This window comes from Stutzerimonas kirkiae (assembly GCF_004327335.1).
Classification (GTDB): domain Bacteria; phylum Pseudomonadota; class Gammaproteobacteria; order Pseudomonadales; family Pseudomonadaceae; genus Stutzerimonas; species Stutzerimonas kirkiae.
On sequence record NZ_QJUO01000029.1, the window covers coordinates 1 to 19,177 of the forward strand.

Genomic DNA, 19,177 nt, shown 5'->3' on the forward strand with positions numbered 1-19,177 from the left:
CCGGTAAACAGATCATCTGCGCGGCGATGCGCAAGCTCCTGTGCATCGTTTATGGCGTGCTGAAATCCGGTGTGCCCTTTAACCCCGAATTGGCACTTGCTCGGTGAGGGCCAAGACGGTATCTACCTGAACCTGATAGTCGCTATCGTCACGGAAACCGAGTCAATTCACGTAAAATTCCGGGAAAGGATCATGGACAGGATCCTGGACGGAAATGCGCAATACCACTACAAGTCCAATCAATGGTAGGCAAGCATGAATCTTCACGAGTATCAGGGTAAGCAACTGTTCGCCGAGTACGGTCTGCCCGTTTCCCAGGGTTATGCCGTGGACAGCCCGAAGGAGGCCGCCGAAGCCTGCGACAAGATTGGCGGTACGGAATGGATCGTCAAGGCGCAGGTACACGCTGGTGGCCGCGGCAAGGCGGGCGGCGTGCAGCGGGTGCGGAGCAAGGATGAGGCGCGGGCGTTCGCCCAGCGCTGGCTCGGCGAGCGCCTGGCGACCTACCAGACGGATGCCAACGGGCAACCGGTGAACATGATTCTTGTCGAGGCCTGCGTTGAGATCGCCAGGGAGCTTTACCTGGGCGCCGTGGTGGATCGTTCCAGTCGCCGTATCGTCTTCATGGCCTCGACCGAGGGCGGTGTCGATATCGAGCGGGTCGCCCATGAGTCCCCCGGGAATATCCTCAAGGCCAGCATCGACCCGCTGGTCGGGGCCCAGCCCTTCCAGGCGCGCAGCCTGGCCTTCCAACTGGGGCTGGAAGGCGAGCAGGTCAAGCAGTTCACCCATATCTTCATGGGGCTGGCGAAGCTCTTTGTCGATTACGACCTGGCGTTGCTGGAAGTGAACCCGCTGGTGATCAGGAAGGACGGCAACCTGCACTGCCTGGATGCCAAGCTGAATGTCGATGGCAACGCGATCTACCGCCAACCCCGCCTGCGTGGTATGCAGGACCCTTCCCAGGACGACCCGCGCGAAGCCCATGCGGCGCGCTGGGAACTCAACTATGTGGCGCTGGATGGCAATATCGGCTGCATGGTCAACGGCGCCGGGCTGGCCATGGGCACCATGGATATCGTCAACCTCTACGGCGGGCGGCCGGCCAACTTCCTCGATGTCGGCGGCGGCGCGACCGGCGAGCGGGTCAGCGAGGCGTTCAAGATCATCCTTTCCGACAGCAACGTCGCGGCGGTGCTGGTGAATATCTTCGGCGGCATCGTGCGTTGCGACATGATCGCCGAGGGCATCATCGATGCCGTGCGCGAGGTGGGCGTCAAGGTGCCCGTGGTGGTGCGCCTGGAAGGCAACAATGCCGAGCTGGGGGCGAGGATGCTGGATGAGAGCGGTTTCAATATCATCGGCGCCACCAGCCTGACCGATGCGGCCATCCAGGTCGTCAAAGCCGCGGAGGGCAACTGAATGAGCATCCTCGTCGACAAGGACACCCGGGTCATCTGCCAGGGCTTCACCGGCTCCCAGGGCACCTTTCACTCCGAGCAGGCGATCGCCTATGGTACGCGCATGGTCGGTGGCGTCACGCCGGGCAAGGGCGGCACCCGGCACCTCGGCCTGCCGGTGTTCGATACCGTGCAGGAGGCGGTGGACAGCACCGGCGCGGACGCCTCGGTGATCTACGTGCCGGCACCTTTCTGCAAGGACTCGATCCTGGAGGCGGCATTCGCCGGTATCAGGCTGATCGTCTGCATCACCGAGGGCATTCCCACGCTGGACATGCTGCAGGTCAAGGTCAAGTGCGATGAACTGGGCGTGCGCCTGATCGGCCCCAATTGTCCGGGTGTGATCACCCCGGGCGGCTGCAAGATCGGCATACAACCGGGGCACATCCATCTGCCGGGCAGGGTCGGCATCGTCTCGCGTTCCGGCACCCTGACCTATGAAGCGGTGAAGCAGACCACCGATGCGGGGTTCGGCCAGTCCACCTGCGTCGGCATCGGTGGCGATCCGATTCCCGGTACCAGCTTCATCGATGTCCTCGAACTGTTCGAGGCCGATGCGCAGACCGAAGCCATCGTGATGATCGGCGAGATTGGCGGTTCCGCCGAGGAAGAGGCGGCGGCCTATATCAAGGCCCATGTCAGCAAGCCGGTGGTTTCCTACATCGCCGGTGTGACGGCGCCGCCGGGCAAGCGCATGGGGCATGCCGGGGCGATCATTGCCGGGGGCAAGGGCACTGCCCAGGAGAAGTTCGCGGCCCTGGAGGATGCCGGGGTGAGGACCGTGCGCTCGCTGGACGAGATCGGCAAGGCGCTGGCCGAGGTGACAGGCTGGAGCGTCATACCTCATTGATTCATGACCACCGGCGTCGGGCTGCTGGTCGCTTGCGGAGAGTTTTTCAGCGACCTGCTGAGGGTTCCCGATGCCATGGTGGCCTGGGTCTTCAGCCTGTTCAGTTTCGCCGTATCCAATATCGGCCTGAACCAATTGATCGGCCTGTCGGTGCCTGTACTGGCCAGTCTCTACCCACTGGCCATCGTGCTGGTCGGGTTGAGCCTGCTCGACCGTTTCTGGCTTTCTTCCAGCCGCGTGATGATCCCGGTCATGGCGGTAACGTTGCTGTTTGGCATTATTGACGGCTTGCGCTCGAGCGGGTTCGCCAGCGACTTGCCCTGGGGCCTGGAACGCCTGCCCCTGGCCGATCTGGGCATGGGCTGGGTGGCTCCGGTAGCGCTGGCGCTGGCTATCATCGTGGATCGCGCCCATGGCCGTCCGCAGCTACAAGAGAGGTCCTGATGACTTTCGTCCATGAATTCTGGCAACACCTGCTGGCCGTCTGCTGGTTCCTGGTGTGCTGGGTGGGTTACACCTTCTATGCCGAATGGCGGGGGCGGGACACCGCCTGCCTGGCCAGTGTGCTGCATCTTTACCGGGTGGACTGGATGCGCCGCCTGCTGCAGCGCGACAACCGCATCGCCGACGCCAACGTGATCGGCAACCTGGAGCGCAATGCCGCGTTCTTCGCTTCCAGCACCCTGATCATCCTGGCGGGTATCGTCACCGCGTTGGGGGCCTCCGAGCGTGCGGTATCGTTGCTGGGCGACCTGCCGTTCGCGCAGCCGGCCAGCCGTGGGCTGTCCGAGGTGAAGCTGCTGGGGCTGGCGGTGGTGTTCGTCTATGCCTTCTTCACCTTCAGTTGGTGCATGCGGCAGTACAATTTCGCGGCGATCCTGGTGGCCTCGGCGCCCATGGTCGGCGAACACAATGTCAGCGACCTGGAGCGCCGGGCTTTCGCCAAGCGCGCCGCGCGGGTCATCTCGATGGCGGCCAACCAGTTCAACTTCGGCCTGCGCGCCTATTACTTCGGTATGTCGATCCTCTCCTGGTTCATCAGCCCATGGTTCTTCATGCTGGTGACGGCGGGGGTGGTGGCGATCCTCTATCGCCGCGAATTCCATTCCGATGTGCTCAAGGTGATGGTGTACACCCCGACCTCGGCTGTCGAGACAGCGCTGGAGTAGCGGGCCTGGCCTTTCGCGGCCAATCATTTGCCCTGGATATCCTCACCGGCAGGGTGCTTCGACAAAAGCGCTGGAGGCTGTAGAGCTGGACGAAAAACACCGGTTGCCACGCTCTTTCGTCCAGCCTCGAGCCTTCCAGCGTTGTTTTCGGCTGTTGGCCGTGCATGGCGCAATCGCCCTGCACGGATGCCCCCGGGCCCTTGAAATCATCCCGCATGCCCCCATCTCTCCTGGCATCGCCGCTGTCGCGGTCCCTGCCATTGATTATTGGAGGATGTAGGATGAGTGCGGAGACTCAGAAAGAGACCCTTGGCTTCCAGACCGAAGTGAAGCAACTGCTTCACCTGATGATTCACTCGCTGTATTCCAACAAGGAAATCTTCCTGCGCGAGTTGATCTCCAACGCATCCGATGCGGTCGACAAGCTGCGTTTCGAAGCGCTGGCCAAGCCCGAACTGCTGGAAGGCGGCGACGAACTGAGGATTCGCCTCAGCTTCGATGCCGAAGCCAACACCATCACCCTCGATGACAATGGCATCGGCATGAGCCGCGAAGAGACCATCGCGCACCTGGGCACCATCGCCAAGTCCGGTACCGCCGATTTCCTGAAGAATCTTTCCGGCGACCAGAAGAAGGATTCGCACCTGATCGGCCAGTTCGGCGTGGGCTTCTATTCGGCCTTCATCGTCGCCGAGCGGGTCGAGGTCTTCACCCGCCGTGCTGGCCTGCCGGCCAGCGAAGGTGTGCACTGGGCATCGAAGGGCGAGGGTGAGTTCGAAATCGCCACCCTCGACAAGCCCGAGCGCGGCACCCGTATCGTGCTGCACCTGAAGAAGGACGAAAGCGAGTTCGCCAATGGATGGCGCCTGCGCAACGTGGTCAAGAAATACTCGGACCATATCGCCCTGCCGATCGAGTTGCCCAAGGAGCACCTGGGCAAGGAGGAAGACAAGCCGGCCGAGCCCGAGTGGGAAACCATCAACCGCGCCAGCGCCCTCTGGACCCGCCCGCGCACCGAGGTGACCGACGAGCAGTACAAGGAGTTCTACAAGCATGTCTCCCATGATTTCGACGACCCGCTGACCTGGAGCCATAACAAGGTCGAGGGCAAGCTGGAATACACCTCGCTGCTCTATGTGCCGAACCGCGCGCCGTTCGACCTGTACCACCGCGAAGCGCCCAAGGGCCTCAAACTCTATGTGCAGCGTGTATTCATCATGGATCAGGCCGATGAGTTCCTGCCGCTGTACCTGCGCTTCATCAAGGGTGTGGTGGACTCCAACGACCTGTCGCTGAACGTTTCCCGCGAAATCCTGCAGAAGGACCCGGTGATCGACTCGATGAAGTCGGCGCTGACCAAGCGTGTGCTGGACATGCTGGAGAAGCTGGCGAAGAACGATCCGGAGCAGTACAAGAACTTCTGGAAAGCCTTCGGCCAGGTGCTCAAGGAAGGCCCGGCGGAAGACTTCGCCAACAAGGAGAAGATCGCCGGCCTGCTGCGTTTCGCCTCCACCGCGGGCGAGGGCGGCGAGCAGAGCGTGGCGCTGGCCGACTATGTGTCGCGCTTCAAGGAAGGCCAGGACAAGATCTACTACCTCACCGGCGAGTCCTACGACCAGGTGAAGAACAGCCCGCACCTGGAGGTGTTCCGCAAGAAAGGCATCGAGGTGCTGCTGCTCACCGACCGTATCGACGAGTGGCTGATGAGCCACCTGAGCGAATTCGACGGCAAGCAGTTCGTCGATGTCGCCCGTGGCGACCTGGACCTCGGCAACCTGGACTCGGAAGAGGACAAGAAGGCCCAGGAAGAAGTCGCCAAGGAGAAGGAAGGGTTGGTCGAGCGCCTGAAGAGCGCGCTGGGTGACGAAGTCGCCGAGGTGCGGGTGTCCCACCGCCTGACCGATTCGCCGGCGATTCTCGCCATCGGCCAGCAGGACCTGGGGCTGCAGATGCGCCAGATCCTCGAGGCCAGCGGGCAGAAGGTGCCGGACTCCAAGCCGATCTTCGAGTTCAATCCGAGCCACCCGCTGATCGAGAAGCTGGATGCCGAGCCGGACGAGGATCGCTTCGCCGACCTCTCGCACATCCTCTTCGACCAGGCCGCACTGGCTGCCGGCGACAGCCTCAAGGACCCTGCCGCCTACGTGCAGCGCCTGAACAAGCTGCTGGTGGAACTGTCCGCCTGACGCTTACCGTGTGACGGACCAACGCCCCGGCTTGCCGGGGCGTTGGTCTTTATCGCGCTGGCCGCTGTAGCTGCGCCACTGCGCTGCCTCGGAACACCGCCAGCGGCCTGCGATGAGATGAGCGTGGGGCTGGCTCGTGAATGGGGTACCGCCACACACAGAAGCTCGTTGCTGCGGCTGGGCAGTGATTTTTCACAGGAATATGGCCTGCCTCCTGCGAGGGTGAACGGAAAACTTCCTTCGAGGGTCTATGAAATTCACCTTTGCCGCATGAGGGGCTGCATTTGTCCTTGCTTCGTTGTGTTCTCTGTTTGTCCGCACTGCTGTTGGTTTCCACCGCCCAGGCCCGCGACTACCGCTATAGTGATGCCCACCTGCATTACGTCGACTTCTTCCAGGAAAGCGACGGGATGGCGAAGCTGTTGCGGCAGATGGATGAGTTCGCCATCGACCACATCATGCTTTCCGGCATCCCGGTGGCGAAGAAGTGGGACGAGAACGAGCCCAAGCGGCCACGCTACTACGCTGGCGACGACGCCAACGCCTACTGGTACAGCGCTACCGATGTGCTGATCGCCGATGCCTACAGGCAACTGACGCCGGAGCAGCAGGAGCGTTTTCACCCCTTCCTTTCGGGCTTCAATCCCAACGACAAGAACGCCGATGCGCATGTCCGCCGTATGCTCGAGCTCGACCCCGGCCTGTGGCAGGGTATCGGCGAGATCTTCACCCGCCATGACGACCTCACCGCGTTGATCCACGGCGATGCGCCTCGGGCCAACAATGAAGCGCTGGCGCGGGTCTATCGCCTGGCCGCCGAATATGACCTGCCGGTGATGCTGCATTCCAATATCACTTCCAAGCGTGAGCGCAACCCGCTCTATCTGGAGGAACTGGAGGAGTCGCTGGAGAAGCATCCGAAGACCCGTTTCATCTGGGCGCATGCCGGCACCAGCATGGAATTGCACCGTCACCAGGAGAAACTGGAGTTCCTGCTGCCGACGCTGACCCGCCTGCTGGAAACCTATCCCAACCTCTATATAGATCTGTCCTGGACGGTGCTGGAGCCTTATCTGCTCGACGCTGGGGGGAAGCCCGATGCGGGCTGGGTGAAACTGGTCAAGCGATACCCGGCACGCTTCATGCTGGGCTCGGACGTGGTCGGCTCGTTCGACAAGGTCGGGCAGACGCTGCGGGCTTTCGTACCCTTCCTCGATGCCTTGCCCGAGGATGTGGCGATGCAGGTGGCGCGGGACAATTTCCTGTCGATCCTGCCGAAGAAGCGGCAGCGGGAAATCGCCGATTGATCGAGGGCAGGAAACGAAAAACGGCGCCCGTGGGCGCCGTTTTCATGGTCGGGCAGGGGATCAGCCTTTCCAGCGTTGCAGTACCAGCGTGGCGTTGGTGCCGCCGAAGCCGAAGCTGTTGCTCATCACGGTGTTGACTTCGACGTTCTCGCGAGTCTCGCGCAGGATCGGCAGGTCGGCGACTTCCGGATCCAGCCCTTCGATGTTGGCGGAGGCGGCGAGGAAACGGCCTTCCATCATCAGGATGCTGTAGATCGCCTCATGCACGCCGGCGGCGCCCAGGGAGTGGCCGGACAGGCTCTTGGTCGAACTGATGGCCGGGGCCTTGTCGCCGAACACCGCACGCACGCCCTTGATCTCGGCGACGTCGCCGACCGGGGTGGAAGTGCCGTGGGTGTTCAGGTAGTCGATTGGCTCCTTGACGGTGGACAGCGCCTGCTGCATGCAGCGGATCGCGCCTTCGCCACTCGGGGCGACCATGTCGTAGCCGTCCGAGGTGGCGCCATAACCGACGATTTCGGCGTAGATGCGCGCGCCGCGGGCGAGGGCGTGTTCCAGCTCCTCGACCACCACCATGCCGCCGCCACCGGCGATGACGAAGCCGTCACGCTTGGCGTCGTAGGCGCGGGAGGCTTTCTGCGGCGTGTCGTTGTACTGGCTGGACAGCGCGCCCATGGCGTCGAACAGGAAGCTCTGGCTCCAGTGCTCTTCCTCGCCGCCGCCGGCGAATACCACGTCCTGTTTGCCGAGCTGGATCTGTTCCATGGCCAGGCCGATGCAGTGGGCGCTGGTGGCACAGGCCGAGGCGACCGAGTAGTTCAGGCCCTTGATCTTGAACGGGGTGGCCAGGCAGGCGGAGACGGTGCTGCTCATGGTGCGGGTCACACGGTACGGGCCGACACGCTTGACGCCTTTCTCGCGCAGGATGTCCAGCGCTTCCATCTGGTTGAAAGTGGAGGCGCCGCCTGAGCCGGCGATCAGGCCGGTGCGCGGGTTGGAGACCTGGTCTTCGCTCAGGCCCGAGTCCTTGACCGCCTGTTCCATCGCCAGGAAGGCATAGCCGGCGGCATCGCCGACGAAACGCCGGACCTTGCGGTCGATCGCTTCGTCCAGGTTGATGTCGACGGAGCCGGAAACCTGGCTGCGCAGGCCCATTTCGGCGTATTCCGGGTTGAAGCGGATACCGGAACGGCCAGCGCGCAGGTTGGCTGAAACGGTTTCTTTGTCATTGCCGAGGCAGGAAACGATGCCCAGACCGGTGATCACGACACGGCGCATGCGGATAACCCTTAAAAGCTGTCAGTGGAGGAAAACAGGCCGACACGCAGACCTTCGGCACTGTAGATTTCACGACCATCGACACTGACCGTGCCGTCGGCGATACCGAGGATCAGCGAGCGGTTGATGGTGCGCTTGATATGAATGTTGTAGGTGACCTTCTTGGCGGTCGGCAGGACCTGGCCGAAGAATTTCACTTCACCCGAACCCAGGGCGCGACCGCGACCCGGGTTGCCTTGCCAGCCCAGGTAGAAACCTACCAGTTGCCACATGGCATCCAGGCCCAGGCATCCGGGCATGACGGGGTCGCCCTCGAAATGGCAGGCGAAGAACCAGAGGTCGGGATCGATATCCAGCTCTGCAACCAGTTCGCCCTTGCCATATTTGCCGCCGACTTCACTGATGTGAACGATGCGATCGACCATCAGCATGTTCGGCGCGGGCAGTTGCGCATTACCGGGGCCGAACAGTTCGCCGCGGCTGCAACGAAGCAGGTCTTCCCGAGTGAATGCCTGTTGTTTGGTCATGCGTATTCCTCAATGGCCCCTTTCCGGGGGGGCTTGCTGCGTTCATCGGCCCCAGGAGTCCGAGAGCTTGGTCATAAGACTAGTCATAGACTGCCGCGTTGTGCATAAAGTCACACGCGCGGGGCATCCTTCATTTCACTCAATCATTTCGCCCAGTTTTCCAGAGCCGGCAGGCGGCAAAGGCAAAAACGGACGCTACTTTAACACTACCGAGGCCGTGAAGAAGGTAGAAGGTAACGATGTTTCGTCGCGGATCGAACAGATATGGATAGAAAACGCAGGATTGAGCCACTATCGACGATGCCCGCAGGGGGCTGCGCCGGTGGCCGGTTGCGCCGGCTATGGGGTGTTTCGCCTTTGGCCGGTGGTGGCGCGTATAATGCCCGGCTTGCCACTGTGACGTGGCGAATGATGGAAATCTCATGACACAACAGCAATCCATTGCGGTTCTCGGGGGGGGCAGTTTCGGGACGGCGATAGCCAATCTCCTGGCCGAGAACGGGCATCCGGTGGCGCTCTGGATGCGTGATGCGGAGCAGGCCGAGAGTATCCGCACCCTGCGCCAGAATCCTCGCTATCTGAAGGGGGTGCATGTCCATGAGCGGGTGGCGGCGGGGAGCGATCTGAGGGCTGCCCTGTCCGCCAGCGGGCTGATCTTCGTCGCGCTGCCTTCCAGTGCCCTGCGCCAGGCGTTGCAGCCCCATGCGGACCTGCTGGCCGGGAAATCGCTGGTCAGTACGACCAAGGGCATCGAGGCCCAGGGGTTCAGGCTGATGAGCCAGATCCTCGAGGATATCGCGCCGCAGGCGCGCATCGGTGTGCTGTCCGGCCCGAACCTGGCGCGCGAGGTGGCCGAGCATGCCTTGACCGCCACGGTCGTTGCCAGCAGCGATGACGCCCTGTGCCGTGAAGTCCAGGCCGTATTGCATGGGCCGACCTTCAGGGTCTATGCCAGTTCCGATCGCTTCGGCGTCGAGCTGGGCGGCGCCTTGAAGAATGTCTATGCCATCATGGCCGGTATGGCGGCGGCCATGGGCATGGGCGAAAACACCCGCAGCATGCTGATTACCCGGGCGCTGGCGGAGATGACGCGGTTCGCGGTGAAGCTCGGCGCCAACCCGATCACCTTCCTCGGGCTGGCGGGGGTCGGCGATCTGATCGTCACCTGCACCTCGTCGAAGAGCCGCAATTTCCAGGTCGGCCATGCGCTGGGCGAGGGGCTCAGCCTGGATGAGGCGGTGTCGCGTCTCGGCGAGGTGGCCGAAGGGGTCAACACGATAAAGGTGCTGAAATCCCGTGCCGAGGAGTTGCAGGTCTACATGCCCCTGGTGGCCGGCCTGCACGCGGTGCTCTTCGAAGGCCGTACGCTGGACCAGGTGATCGCCATGCTGATGCGTGGCGAACCCAAGACCGATGTGGATTTCATATCCATTGATGGAATGATGAATGGCGAGGCCACGAAATGAACCGTATCCAACGCACTGCCGAACGTGAGTCCCTGTTGCTGAGAGGCTTCTGGTTGCTGATTTTCTTCTTTGTCTGGCAATTGGCCGAGCTGGTGCTGCTGGCCGTGGTGCTGGCGCAACTGGTGCTGCGCCTGGCGCAGGGCTCGATCAATCAGGGATTGCAGGCGTTCGGTGACAGCCTGAGCCAGTACCTGGCGCAGATCGGTCGCTATGCCACCTTCAATAGCGAACGCAAACCCTGGCCGCTGTCCGACTGGCCGGTGCCACGGCCCGCCGATATCGAAGTGGTCCAGGTCGTCACGCCCGAGGAGCCGAAGGCATGAAGCTCTGGCTGTTGCGCCATGGCGAGGCGGAGCGGCGGACATTGCATGATCCGGATCGGCACCTGACCGACGAAGGCCGGCTGGAGGTGGCGCACAATGCCCGGCGTCTGCAGGGCGAGCCTCTCCAGGTGATGCTGGTCAGCCCCTACCGGCGGGCACAGCAGACCGCCGATGTGGTCCGTCAGGCGCTGGGGTATGAGGGGGCGTACGAAACACATGACTGGCTGATCCCCGATGCCGAGCCGGAGGAAGCCATGCGGCAACTGGACCGGCGCAGCGAGACGCATATCCTGCTGGTGACCCATCAGCCGTTCGTCGGCGCATTGGCGGGCTGGCTGGTCAATGGCCACCGTGGCGACCCCCTGTCGATGAGCACCGGTAGCCTGGTCGGACTCGAAGGCGAAGCCGTCGCGGCGGGGTTGATGAACCTCGTCGGTAAAAGCCGCTAAAGCCGCCAGAGGCGGCTTGGGGCCGAGCGAGGCGGGATGCCTTGCTTATCGCCCGGTCTTCTGTGCTTTGGCGGCTTTTCGAACGCACCCTTGGACATTCCAGAGGAAGCCCATCATGAGCATCTGGCAACATGAACCCAGCCTCGCCGCGTTGAACGAGAGTATGAAGGGCAGCATCGGCGAGGTGCTGGATATCCGTTTCGAGTCTTTCGACGGCGACTCCATCAGTGCCAGCATGGCGGTGGATGCGCGTACCCACCAGCCTTACGGGCTGCTGCACGGCGGTGCCTCGGTAGTGTTGGCCGAGACGCTGGGGTCCATGGCCAGTTACCTGTGCATCGATCCCACGGCTTTCCAGTGCGTAGGGCTGGAGGTCAACGCCAACCATCTGCGCGGCCTGCGCAGCGGGCGGGTGAGCGGGGTATGCCGGCCGGTGCACCTGGGGCGTTCCACCCATGTCTGGGATATCCGCCTGAGTGGCGAGGACGGCAAGCCGAGCTGCATCGCCCGCCTGACCGTGGCGGTGATTCCGCTGCAGGGCGGAAGGTTGTAGGCTGCAGGCAAAAGCGAAAAAGCGTTTGACAGGGTTTTGGAAGGGCCTTTCACACTGATTACGCTTGCAGCTTGCAGCCCGTCCTTATGCAAGACAATGTCGCAAAGCCTTGCTTGACTTGCTCCGGGCAACTGGCGAGGCTGGTGCATCGTCTTTTTCGAGCCATTGCCCATGACCGACTTTCCCTGTGCCGCCTGTTCCTGCGCATTTCCCGTTGTCCATACGCACTCGATGCGTTGAGGTGTCCAATGCGTAGTCCATGGATTGCAGGACTTGCCCTGCTGGCTTCCAGCGTATGGGCCGTGGAGCCCCCGGGGAGCGCTGATCTGCAGATGCTGCCGCGCTATCCCCAGGCGCAGATCATCGACTTTCGGCAGGAGTCGGTCGCCGAGCGTATCTTCCCGCAGGACGCGATTCGCCGTATCAGCGGGCAACTGCGCATGAGTGCGCAGGTCGCCGCTTCCGGCGAACTGACGCGGATCACCTACCAGTTGCCCGCGGCGCATTCGGGGCTTGAGGCTTTCACCGAGGCACGCCAGACACTGCTCGATGCCGGCGGGCAACTGCTGTTCTGGTGCGAAGGGCGCGAGTGTGGTTCAAGCAGCCTGTGGGCCAACGAGGTGTTCGGGCGCTCCAGCCTGTACGGGCCTGATGCCCAACAGGCCTATCTGTTGGCGCGCGACGAGCAGAGCCTGTTCGCACTCTATGGCATCACCCGCGGCAACGGGCGGGCCTATCTCCAGGTGGAGCGCTTGCTCACCGAGCGCTCCCTGGCGGAGATACTGCCCACCGCGGCGACCCTGTCGCGCCAACTGCGCAGTGTCGGCTCGTTGCGCCTGGCGCATCTGAGCGGAGAGCCCGCGGGCGAGTGGGTAGCGTTGCTGGCCAGTATGCTGCGTCTGGACAGCACTCAGCGGGTGGTGCTGTCCGGCACTTCGGCTGCGGCCTGGCGCGAAGCGCTGATCGGTGAGCGGATCAGGGCGACACGCCTGGAGCTCGATGAGGGGGATGAGGCCGGGTTGTCGATCGGATTGCTGCGTTAGGGCCTGCTGCCGTTCCGGCGCGACCGTGACGAAACGGCAACAGGCCCCAACCCCACTGGAGAAAGGTTTCCCTCGATGCTCAACAATGACCGTCTGTTGGTGCAGATACTGCTTCTGGCCTTGCTGGGTGCCTGTCTGTGGGTGATGGCGCCCTTCGTTTCCGCGCTGTTCTGGTCCGCCGTGCTGGCTTTCGCCAGTTGGCCGCTGATGCGCGTGCTGACGCGCTGGCTGAAGGGTAACGCGACCCTGGCGGCGACTCTGCTGACTTTGGTCTGGATGGTACTGGTAGCGGTGCCCCTGGTATGGCTGGGGTTCAATATCGCCGATTACATTCGCGAGGCGAACGCACTGGTGCACAACATCCAGGTCGATGGCATGCCGCCGCCACCCGACTGGCTGGGCCAGGTGCCGATGATCGGTGGCTGGCTGCTGGATTTCTGGCAGCGTGTCGGTGAGCAGGGTTCGGCGCTGTTCGCCACGGCCCGTCCCTATTTCGGCCAGGTCGGCAACTGGCTGCTGGTGCGCAGTGCCCGTATCGGTAGCGGTATGCTGGAGCTGGCGTTGAGCCTGGTACTGGTGTTCTTCTTCTATCGCGATGGCCCGCACCTGGCGGCTTTCGTGCGCAATGTGCTGTACCGCCTGATCGGCGAGCGTGTCGACCACTATCTGGAATTGGTGGCGGGCACTGTGCAGCGTGTGGTCAACGGTGTGATCGGCACTGCTGCGGCCCAGGCGCTGCTGGCCTATATCGGTTTCACCATCGCCGGTGTGCCGGGGGCGCTGGTGCTCGGGATGCTGACCTTCGCCTGCAGCTTCCTGATGGTGCCACCATTGATCTGGGGGCCGGCGGTGGCCTGGCTGTTCTGGCAGGGCGACTATGGGATGGCGATTTTCCTCGGCATCTGGGGCATGTTCGTCATCAGTGGCGTGGACAACGTGCTCAAGCCGTACCTGATCAGCCGTGGCGGCAACCTGCCGCTGGTGGTGGTGCTGCTCGGGATCTTCGGCGGCGTGCTGGCGTTCGGCTTCATGGGCCTGTTCCTCGGCCCGACGCTGTTGGCGGTCGCCTATAGCCTGCTGGGGGACTGGGTGATCAAGGAAGTGCCGGGGGCCACGGTGAAGGGCGCCGCAGCGGTGTCGAGCGAGAAGCACAATCCATGAACGCGAGCCATGAACGCGAGCCCGCGCCGACGATGAAACCGCGCAGGCTCCGGCGCGAACGCACCGGAGCGGCAACGGCGCCCGCGTCACCAGCCTGAAAGCACGGTCTTGCCAATGGCCTTGCCGCTTTCGAGCAAGGCGTGGGCTTTGCGCAGGTTCTCCGCGTTGATCGGCCCCAGCGTCTCGGTGCGTGTGGTGACGATTCTTCCTTGCTCGGCCAGCCCGGCCAGGCTGCTGAGTATCTCGTGCTGGCGGACCAGGTCGGCCGTTCCCAGCAAGGAACGCGTGAACATGAACTCCCAGTGGATGGACAGGCTCTTGCGCTTGAGCGAAACGATGTCCAGCGACTCGGGGTCGTCGATCAGGGCAATGCGCCCCTGCGGTGCGATGAGCTCCACGATATCCGCCAGGTAGTGCTCGGTGTGCGTGGTGGAAAAGACGAACGCTGGCGCACCCAGGCCGAGGGCCGCAACCTGCGCCGCCAGCGGTTGGCGGTGGTCGATCACATGCTGGGCGCCCAGCCGCTTTACCCATGCCACGCTTTCCGGGCGCGAAGCGCTGGCGATCACCGTCAGGTCCGTCAGCGCGCGTGCCAGTTGGATAGCCATGGAACCCACGCCGCCGGCGGCGCCGATCACCACAATGGCATTGGCCGCGCCGGCCACGGCCTGTTCCACCCGCAGGCGTTCGAACAGGGTTTCCCAGGCCGTGAGCGTGGTCAGTGGCAATGCCGCCGCATCCTCGTCGCTGAGGTTGGCGGGCGCATGCGCCGCGATCCGCGCATCCACGGCCTGCAACCGGGCGTTGCTGCCCGGCCGGTCGATGGCGCCGGCATAGAACACCCGGTCGCCCACCTCGAAGCCATTGACCCGGCTGCCTACTGCACTCACACGGCCCACGGCGTCCCAGCCGAGGATGCGCCATGTATCCGTCGTGGGTTGGGCGGCTGAGCGTACCTTGGTATCCACCGGATTGACCGCGATGGCCTGCACTTCGACCAGCAGGTCGTGCTCACCGGGGGCGGGGTCCGGCAGGTCGAGGTCGACCAGTGAACGGGGATCGGAAATCGGCAAAGGTTGCTTGAAGCCAATGGCTTGCATGACGTAACTCCTGTCGTTGTGAAACACTACTTGCCATTCTTGCGTCTATTCGTGGGTTGGCATAGAACGCACATGATTTGCACATAGTGTCCGGAAAGGTACTGTCATGGCCCGTATCCCCCATGAAACATTCGACTGTGCCGTCGGTTGCTCGGTCGAGGCCACCCTCAACCTGATCGGTGGCAAATGGAAAGGTGTCATCCTCTACCGCCTGTTGGCCGAGCAGGTGCTGCGTTTCAACGAATTGCGCCGCTTTCTGCCCAACATCACGCAACGCATGCTGACCAATCAGTTGCGTGAGCTGGAGCGCGATGGCCTGGTGGCCCGCAAGGTCTATGCCGAAGTGCCGCCCAAAGTGGAATATCGCCTGACGGCCCACGGCCAGACGCTGGCGCCGGTGATCGCGGCCTTGAAGCAATGGGGCGATGCGCATATCGAAGATGGCACGATCAAGGTACCGACGGAGGCGGGTTGACGCGTCCGGCGATACCTTTCTGCCGGACGTGGCACTTACCTTGATCCTGGTGAATGGCGAATCCCGCCCGGCCCTTTGCCGTCTCGGTCGACAAGCCCTGTGCCGGCAACAGCACCTAGTAAGTTATCGCGACGATATACCAGGTTCGCTGCCCCGTCGGCGTCTCGACCCGGACTTCCGCGTCCAGCGGCTTGCCGACCAGGGCGCGGGCCAGGGGCGAGTCGATGCTGATCAGCCCCTGTTTCAGATCGAGTTCGTCGGGGCCGACGATGCGGTAGCGGGCTTCGTTGCCGTCTTCGTCTTCCAGTGTGACCCAGGCGCTGAAGTAGACCTTGCCTGGGTCTGAAGGGCGTTCGCTGACCACCTTGAGCTTTTCCAGGCGCTTGCTCAGAAAGCGTACGCGGCTGTCGATCTCGCGCAGCATCTTCTTGCCATAGGTGTATTCGGCATTTTCCGAGCGATCGCCCTGGGCCGCGGCTTCGCTGACGGACTGGGTGACCTGGGGGCGTTTCACATGCCATAGCTCGTGCAGCTCGGCACGCAGGCGCGCTTCCCCTTCGGGCGTGATAAGGGGCGTGCCGGCGCTACGGGGAGGGCGATAGCGGCTCATGCTGTCTCTCGGAATTGCAGGTTCTCAGTTTTCACGCAGGATACTCAATGGGCTGGCATTCAGTGTACGGCGGGTGCCCAGCAGCCCGGCGCCACCGATCAGCAGGGCGCCCAGCAGGGGCAGCAGCAACAGCCAGGGGTGCGGTCGCCAGGGCAGTTCGAACGCGTAATGGTAGAGCAGGGCGCTGACGATTTCGCAACCTAGGGCGGCGAGCAGGCCGCTGCAGGCGCCCAGCAGGCCGAACTCGCCGGCCCTGGCCCTGAGCAGCAGTCCACGCCGCGCCCCCAGCGCCCTGAGCAGCGCGCCCTGGCGCATGCGCTCGTCGAGGGTGGCCTGGAGGCCGGCGAACAGCACCGCCAGGCCGGCAGCGAGCACGAACAGCAGCACATACTCGATCGCCAGGGATACCTGCTGGAGGATGCTGCGCAGTTGCGCCAGCAGGGCGTCGACCTGCAGCAGGGTGACGGCCGGGAAGGCCCTGGCCAGTTCGCTCAGTTCTCGCTCGTGGCCTGCGGGCAGGTGGAAGCTGGTCAGATAGGTGGCCGGCAGGTCCTGCAGGGTGCCGGGCGCGAAGATCATGTAGAAGTTGGGCTGGAAGCTGTCCCAGTCGACTTCGCGAAAGCTGCCGACCTGTGCTTCACGCTCGATTCCGCCGACGTTGAACAGCAGGCGGTCGCCGAGTCTCAGGCCCAGGCTGGCGGCCAGCTCGCTTTCCACCGATACCTCGGGCGGGGCCCCGGCCGCAGGTCGTTGCCACCAGCTACCTTCGCTCAGGTGGTTGCCGTCGGGCAGTCGCTCCGACCAGGTCAGGCTGAGGTCGCGGCGGATGGCGCGCTCGCCCTCGGAGTCCTTGCTGACCAATTCGCGCACGGCTTCGCCGTTGATGGCGGTCAGCCGGCCCGGTATCACCGGGTAGAGCGGCGCGGCGCGGGCGCCCAGGGCGGCGAGGCGCTGCTGGAAGGCCTGGCGTTCGTCGGGCAGGATATTCAGGGCGAAATGGTTGGGTGCGTTTTCCGGTAGCTGCTGTTGCCAGGTATCCAGCAGTTCGCCGCGTAGCAGGGCAACCAGCGCCATGGCCAGCAGTATCATGCCGAAGGCCAGGGACTGGCCGGCCGCGGCCAGCGGGTGGCGCAGCAATTGCCCCAGACCCAGGCGCCAGGGCAGGGCGGCATGCGCGAGCAGGCGGCGCAGGCTGGACAGCCCGAACAGCAGCAGGGCGCCGAGCGACAGGCTGGCGAGCAGGCCGCCGCCGAGCAGGGCCAGGGTCATGCCGAGGTCGAGGCTCAGCCGCCACATGATCAGGCCGAAGGCCAGGATGGCCGCGCCATACACCAGCCAGGTGGCCGTCGCGGTGGGCAGCAAGTCACGGCGCAGTACCCGCAGTGGCGGCACCCGGCCCAGTGCGGCCAGGGGCGGCAGGGCGAAGCCGGCCAGGGCGACCAGCCCGGTGGCGATACCGCCCAGTGCCGGCCACAGGTTGCCCCGTGGGATAGCGCTTGCCAGCAGGTCGCGCAGCAGGAAGAACAGCACATTCTGCCCCAGCCAGCCCAGCAGCGCGCCGATCAGGCAGGCGAGGACGCCGAGCATGGCCAACTGGCTGGTGTAAAGCAGCAGCGCCTGCCGTGCGGAAAGCCCCAGGCAGCGCAGCAGTGCGCTGGCGTCCAGGCGCCTGGCGGCGAAACGCGAGGCCGACAGGGCGACGGCGACACCGGCCAGCAGGATTGCCGCCAGGCTGGCGAGGTTCAGGTAGCGTTCGGCGCGCTGCAGAGCGCCGCCGATCTGCCGGTTGCCATCCTTCACGGTCCTGATGCGCTGGTGTGGCTGCAGGGTCGGTTCCAGCGCCTGGCGGTAGCGCGCCAACTCGGCGCCGTCGCCCTTCAGCAACTCGCGGTAGCGCACCCGGCTGCCGGGCTGCACCACGCCGGTCGCGGCCAGGTCGTCCAGGTGCATCAGCACCCTGGGCGTCAGGCTGTAGAAATCGCCGGCGCGGTCGGGTTCGTAGGTCAGCACGCGGGTCAGGCGCAGGGTCTTGTGGCCGACTTCTATACTGTCCCCGACTTGCAGGTCGAGGGCCGCGAACAGCCGCGCCTCGGCCCAGGCCTCGCCGGCGGCCGGCGCGCCACCGGCTTGTTCAGGCTGGTAGGGGGCGGCGGCGCTGCGCAACTGGCCACGCAACGGATAGCCCGCGGCGACGGCCTTGACGCTGGCCAGTTGCATGCCTTCGTCCGTGGCCACCACGCTGGAGAACTCCACCAACTGGCTGTGCTCCAGTAGCGCCTGGCGGCTCAGCCCGGCTTGTTCGGCGGTCGTGGGTGCGCTGCCGTCGAGCACCAGATCGGCTGCGAGGAATTCTCCGGCGCGCAGTGCCATGGCGTCGTTCAGGCGGGCGCCGAAGTAGCCGATGGCGCTGCTGGTGGCAACGGCGATGACCAGGGCGAAGAACAGTACACGCAACTCGCTGTTATGGTATTCGCGCAGGAGCTGGCGGGCGGCCAGGGACAACAGCCTGGAAGCGGGCAACCGGGTCATGACGCTTGCCCGTCGTCGAGTTGGCGTCCGCCCTCCAGGTGCAGTTGCCGCCGGCAGCGACGGGCCAGGCGTTCGTCGTGGGTGACCAGCACCAGGGTGGTGCCGTGCTCCCGGTTGAGTTCGAACAGCAGTTCGGTGATATGCGCACCGGTCTGGCTGTCCAGGTTGCCGGTCGGCTCGTCGGCGAACAGGATGTCGGGGTTGGCGGCAAAGGCGCGGGCCACTGCCACGCGCTGCTGCTCGCCGCCGGACAGTTGGCGTGGGTAGTGGCTCAGGCGCGTTCCCAGGCCTACCCGTTGCAGCAGGCGTTGCGCCTGCTGGCGGGCATCGCCATGGCCTTCCAGTTCCAGCGGCAGCATGACGTTTTCCAAGGCATTGAGGCTGTCCAGCAACTGGAAGGACTGGAACACGAAGCCAACGTGTTCGGCGCGCACCTGGGCGCGCTGGTCCTCATCGAGGTTCGACAGGGCATGCCCGGCCAGTATCACTTCGCCGGTGGTCGGCAGGTCGAGGCCGGCGAGCAGGCCGAGCAGGGTCGACTTGCCCGAGCCCGAGGCGCCGACGATGGCCAGGCTGTCGCCTTTTTCCAGTTCCAGGGAAAGATCGGCGAGGATACTCAACTCGCCTTCCGCACTGTCGACCACTTTGCTAAGGTTCCGCGCAACGAGAATACTGGCGCTCATGGAGAGTC

Annotated in this window: 19 protein-coding genes and 1 pseudogene; 14 read left to right on the forward strand and 6 right to left on the reverse strand. The window is 64.0% G+C overall.

The window, feature by feature from the left end; all coding sequences use genetic code 11:
- The 7 genes and pseudogenes from DNJ95_RS19820 to DNJ95_RS14760 form a co-directional block, all read left to right on the forward strand.
- Nucleotides 1-107, forward strand: a pseudogene (locus DNJ95_RS19820) (IS110 family transposase); the annotation flags it as partial.
- Nucleotides 108-255: 148 nt separating this feature from the next.
- Nucleotides 256-1,422, forward strand: coding sequence for an ADP-forming succinate--CoA ligase subunit beta (sucC, locus tag DNJ95_RS14735; protein ID WP_131185490.1), 1,167 nt, complete (start codon nucleotides 256-258; stop codon nucleotides 1,420-1,422).
- A complete protein-coding gene (gene sucD / locus DNJ95_RS14740) occupies nucleotides 1,423-2,310 on the forward strand; it encodes a succinate--CoA ligase subunit alpha (RefSeq protein ID WP_131185491.1) in 888 nt (295 codons plus the stop codon).
- A 3-nt stretch (nucleotides 2,311-2,313) separates the two neighbouring features.
- Nucleotides 2,314-2,754, forward strand: coding sequence for a branched-chain amino acid transport system II carrier protein (locus DNJ95_RS14745; protein ID WP_131185492.1), 441 nt, complete (start codon nucleotides 2,314-2,316; stop codon nucleotides 2,752-2,754).
- Nucleotides 2,754-3,479, forward strand: a complete 726-nt coding sequence (locus DNJ95_RS14750) for a DUF599 domain-containing protein (RefSeq protein WP_131185493.1) — start codon at nucleotides 2,754-2,756, stop codon at nucleotides 3,477-3,479. The genes DNJ95_RS14745 and DNJ95_RS14750 overlap by 1 nt, the downstream gene beginning before the upstream one ends.
- 281 nt (nucleotides 3,480-3,760) lie before the next feature.
- Nucleotides 3,761-5,665 carry a molecular chaperone HtpG gene (gene htpG, locus DNJ95_RS14755; RefSeq protein WP_131185494.1) on the forward strand — a complete coding sequence of 635 codons (1,905 nt, stop codon included), beginning with the start codon at nucleotides 3,761-3,763 and terminating at the stop codon, nucleotides 5,663-5,665.
- Between the two features lie 311 nt (nucleotides 5,666-5,976).
- On the forward strand, nucleotides 5,977-6,972 hold the full coding sequence (locus tag DNJ95_RS14760; RefSeq protein ID WP_338069389.1) for an amidohydrolase family protein: 996 nt from the start codon (nucleotides 5,977-5,979) through the stop codon (nucleotides 6,970-6,972).
- A gap of 60 nt (nucleotides 6,973-7,032) precedes the next feature.
- On the opposite strand, the gene fabB is transcribed toward DNJ95_RS14760, so the two are convergent.
- Together fabB and fabA are read right to left on the reverse strand one after the other, a co-directional pair.
- Nucleotides 7,033-8,250, reverse strand: a complete 1,218-nt coding sequence (gene fabB, locus DNJ95_RS14765) for a beta-ketoacyl-ACP synthase I (RefSeq protein WP_131185495.1) — start codon at nucleotides 8,248-8,250, stop codon at nucleotides 7,033-7,035.
- A gap of 11 nt (nucleotides 8,251-8,261) precedes the next feature.
- A complete protein-coding gene (gene fabA / locus DNJ95_RS14770) occupies nucleotides 8,262-8,777 on the reverse strand; it encodes a 3-hydroxyacyl-[acyl-carrier-protein] dehydratase FabA (RefSeq protein WP_131185496.1) in 516 nt (171 codons plus the stop codon).
- 422 nt (nucleotides 8,778-9,199) lie between these two features.
- On the opposite strand from fabA, the gene DNJ95_RS14775 reads away from it, so the two are divergent.
- The 6 genes from DNJ95_RS14775 to DNJ95_RS14800 all read left to right on the forward strand — a co-directional run bounded on the left by DNJ95_RS14775 (nucleotide 9,200) and on the right by DNJ95_RS14800 (nucleotide 13,772).
- A complete protein-coding gene (locus DNJ95_RS14775; RefSeq protein WP_131185497.1) occupies nucleotides 9,200-10,243 on the forward strand; it encodes an NAD(P)H-dependent glycerol-3-phosphate dehydrogenase in 1,044 nt (347 codons plus the stop codon).
- The gene (locus tag DNJ95_RS14780; protein WP_131185498.1) at nucleotides 10,240-10,566 is read left to right on the forward strand and encodes a DUF4389 domain-containing protein; all 327 of its coding nucleotides are present in this window, start codon (nucleotides 10,240-10,242) and stop codon (nucleotides 10,564-10,566) included. The genes DNJ95_RS14775 and DNJ95_RS14780 overlap by 4 nt, the downstream gene beginning before the upstream one ends.
- On the forward strand, nucleotides 10,563-11,015 hold the full coding sequence (gene sixA, locus DNJ95_RS14785) for a phosphohistidine phosphatase SixA (RefSeq protein ID WP_131185499.1): 453 nt from the start codon (nucleotides 10,563-10,565) through the stop codon (nucleotides 11,013-11,015). Before DNJ95_RS14780 ends, sixA begins: the two co-directional genes overlap by 4 nt.
- 115 nt (nucleotides 11,016-11,130) lie before the next feature.
- Nucleotides 11,131-11,568 (forward strand): hotdog fold thioesterase, encoded by a 438-nt coding sequence (locus DNJ95_RS14790; RefSeq protein WP_131185500.1) that lies wholly within the window; start codon nucleotides 11,131-11,133, stop codon nucleotides 11,566-11,568.
- A gap of 248 nt (nucleotides 11,569-11,816) precedes the next feature.
- Entirely contained in the window at nucleotides 11,817-12,611 is a 795-nt protein-coding gene (locus DNJ95_RS14795) for a DUF4892 domain-containing protein (protein WP_131185501.1), read from the forward strand.
- Between the two features lie 75 nt (nucleotides 12,612-12,686).
- Entirely contained in the window at nucleotides 12,687-13,772 is a 1,086-nt protein-coding gene (locus DNJ95_RS14800; protein WP_131185502.1) for an AI-2E family transporter, read from the forward strand.
- Nucleotides 13,773-13,858: 86 nt separating this feature from the next.
- On the opposite strand, the gene DNJ95_RS14805 is transcribed toward DNJ95_RS14800, so the two are convergent.
- Nucleotides 13,859-14,872 carry a zinc-binding alcohol dehydrogenase family protein gene (locus tag DNJ95_RS14805; RefSeq protein WP_131185503.1) on the reverse strand — a complete coding sequence of 338 codons (1,014 nt, stop codon included), beginning with the start codon at nucleotides 14,870-14,872 and terminating at the stop codon, nucleotides 13,859-13,861.
- A gap of 106 nt (nucleotides 14,873-14,978) precedes the next feature.
- Between DNJ95_RS14805 and DNJ95_RS14810 the strand changes: the two genes are divergently transcribed.
- Complete coding sequence (locus DNJ95_RS14810) at nucleotides 14,979-15,347, forward strand: winged helix-turn-helix transcriptional regulator (RefSeq protein ID WP_131185504.1); 369 nt, start codon at nucleotides 14,979-14,981, stop codon at nucleotides 15,345-15,347.
- Nucleotides 15,348-15,462: 115 nt separating this feature from the next.
- On the opposite strand, the gene greB is transcribed toward DNJ95_RS14810, so the two are convergent.
- From greB to DNJ95_RS14825, 3 genes are read right to left on the reverse strand one after another with little or no spacing between them, the layout of a single operon-like run.
- Nucleotides 15,463-15,957, reverse strand: a complete 495-nt coding sequence (greB, locus tag DNJ95_RS14815; protein ID WP_131185505.1) for a transcription elongation factor GreB — start codon at nucleotides 15,955-15,957, stop codon at nucleotides 15,463-15,465.
- Nucleotides 15,958-15,981: 24 nt separating this feature from the next.
- Nucleotides 15,982-18,486 (reverse strand): ABC transporter permease, encoded by a 2,505-nt coding sequence (locus DNJ95_RS14820; protein WP_131185506.1) that lies wholly within the window; start codon nucleotides 18,484-18,486, stop codon nucleotides 15,982-15,984.
- Nucleotides 18,483-19,169, reverse strand: a complete 687-nt coding sequence (locus DNJ95_RS14825) for an ABC transporter ATP-binding protein (RefSeq protein WP_131185507.1) — start codon at nucleotides 19,167-19,169, stop codon at nucleotides 18,483-18,485. The genes DNJ95_RS14820 and DNJ95_RS14825 overlap by 4 nt, the downstream gene beginning before the upstream one ends.
- Nucleotides 19,170-19,177: the final 8 nt, after the last annotated feature.

Excerpts from the sequence above, each read along its gene's own strand:
- sucC (WP_131185490.1), top strand. The coding sequence starts at position 256 with ATGAATCTTCACGAGTATCAGGGTAAGCAACTGTTCGCCGAGTACGGT.
- sucD (WP_131185491.1), top strand. The coding sequence starts at position 1,423 with ATGAGCATCCTCGTCGACAAGGACACCCGGGTCATCTGCCAGGGCTTC.
- DNJ95_RS14745 (WP_131185492.1), top strand. The coding sequence starts at position 2,314 with ATGACCACCGGCGTCGGGCTGCTGGTCGCTTGCGGAGAGTTTTTCAGC.
- DNJ95_RS14750 (WP_131185493.1), top strand. The coding sequence starts at position 2,754 with ATGACTTTCGTCCATGAATTCTGGCAACACCTGCTGGCCGTCTGCTGG.
- htpG (WP_131185494.1), top strand. The coding sequence starts at position 3,761 with ATGAGTGCGGAGACTCAGAAAGAGACCCTTGGCTTCCAGACCGAAGTG.
- fabB (WP_131185495.1), bottom strand. The coding sequence starts at position 8,250 with ATGCGCCGTGTCGTGATCACCGGTCTGGGCATCGTTTCCTGCCTCGGC.
- fabA (WP_131185496.1), bottom strand. The coding sequence starts at position 8,777 with ATGACCAAACAACAGGCATTCACTCGGGAAGACCTGCTTCGTTGCAGC.
- DNJ95_RS14775 (WP_131185497.1), top strand. The coding sequence starts at position 9,200 with ATGACACAACAGCAATCCATTGCGGTTCTCGGGGGGGGCAGTTTCGGG.
- DNJ95_RS14780 (WP_131185498.1), top strand. The coding sequence starts at position 10,240 with ATGAACCGTATCCAACGCACTGCCGAACGTGAGTCCCTGTTGCTGAGA.
- sixA (WP_131185499.1), top strand. The coding sequence starts at position 10,563 with ATGAAGCTCTGGCTGTTGCGCCATGGCGAGGCGGAGCGGCGGACATTG.
- DNJ95_RS14790 (WP_131185500.1), top strand. The coding sequence starts at position 11,131 with ATGAGCATCTGGCAACATGAACCCAGCCTCGCCGCGTTGAACGAGAGT.
- DNJ95_RS14795 (WP_131185501.1), top strand. The coding sequence starts at position 11,817 with ATGCGTAGTCCATGGATTGCAGGACTTGCCCTGCTGGCTTCCAGCGTA.
- DNJ95_RS14800 (WP_131185502.1), top strand. The coding sequence starts at position 12,687 with ATGCTCAACAATGACCGTCTGTTGGTGCAGATACTGCTTCTGGCCTTG.
- DNJ95_RS14805 (WP_131185503.1), bottom strand. The coding sequence starts at position 14,872 with ATGCAAGCCATTGGCTTCAAGCAACCTTTGCCGATTTCCGATCCCCGT.
- DNJ95_RS14810 (WP_131185504.1), top strand. The coding sequence starts at position 14,979 with ATGGCCCGTATCCCCCATGAAACATTCGACTGTGCCGTCGGTTGCTCG.
- greB (WP_131185505.1), bottom strand. The coding sequence starts at position 15,957 with ATGAGCCGCTATCGCCCTCCCCGTAGCGCCGGCACGCCCCTTATCACG.
- DNJ95_RS14820 (WP_131185506.1), bottom strand. The coding sequence starts at position 18,486 with ATGACCCGGTTGCCCGCTTCCAGGCTGTTGTCCCTGGCCGCCCGCCAG.
- DNJ95_RS14825 (WP_131185507.1), bottom strand. The coding sequence starts at position 19,169 with ATGAGCGCCAGTATTCTCGTTGCGCGGAACCTTAGCAAAGTGGTCGAC.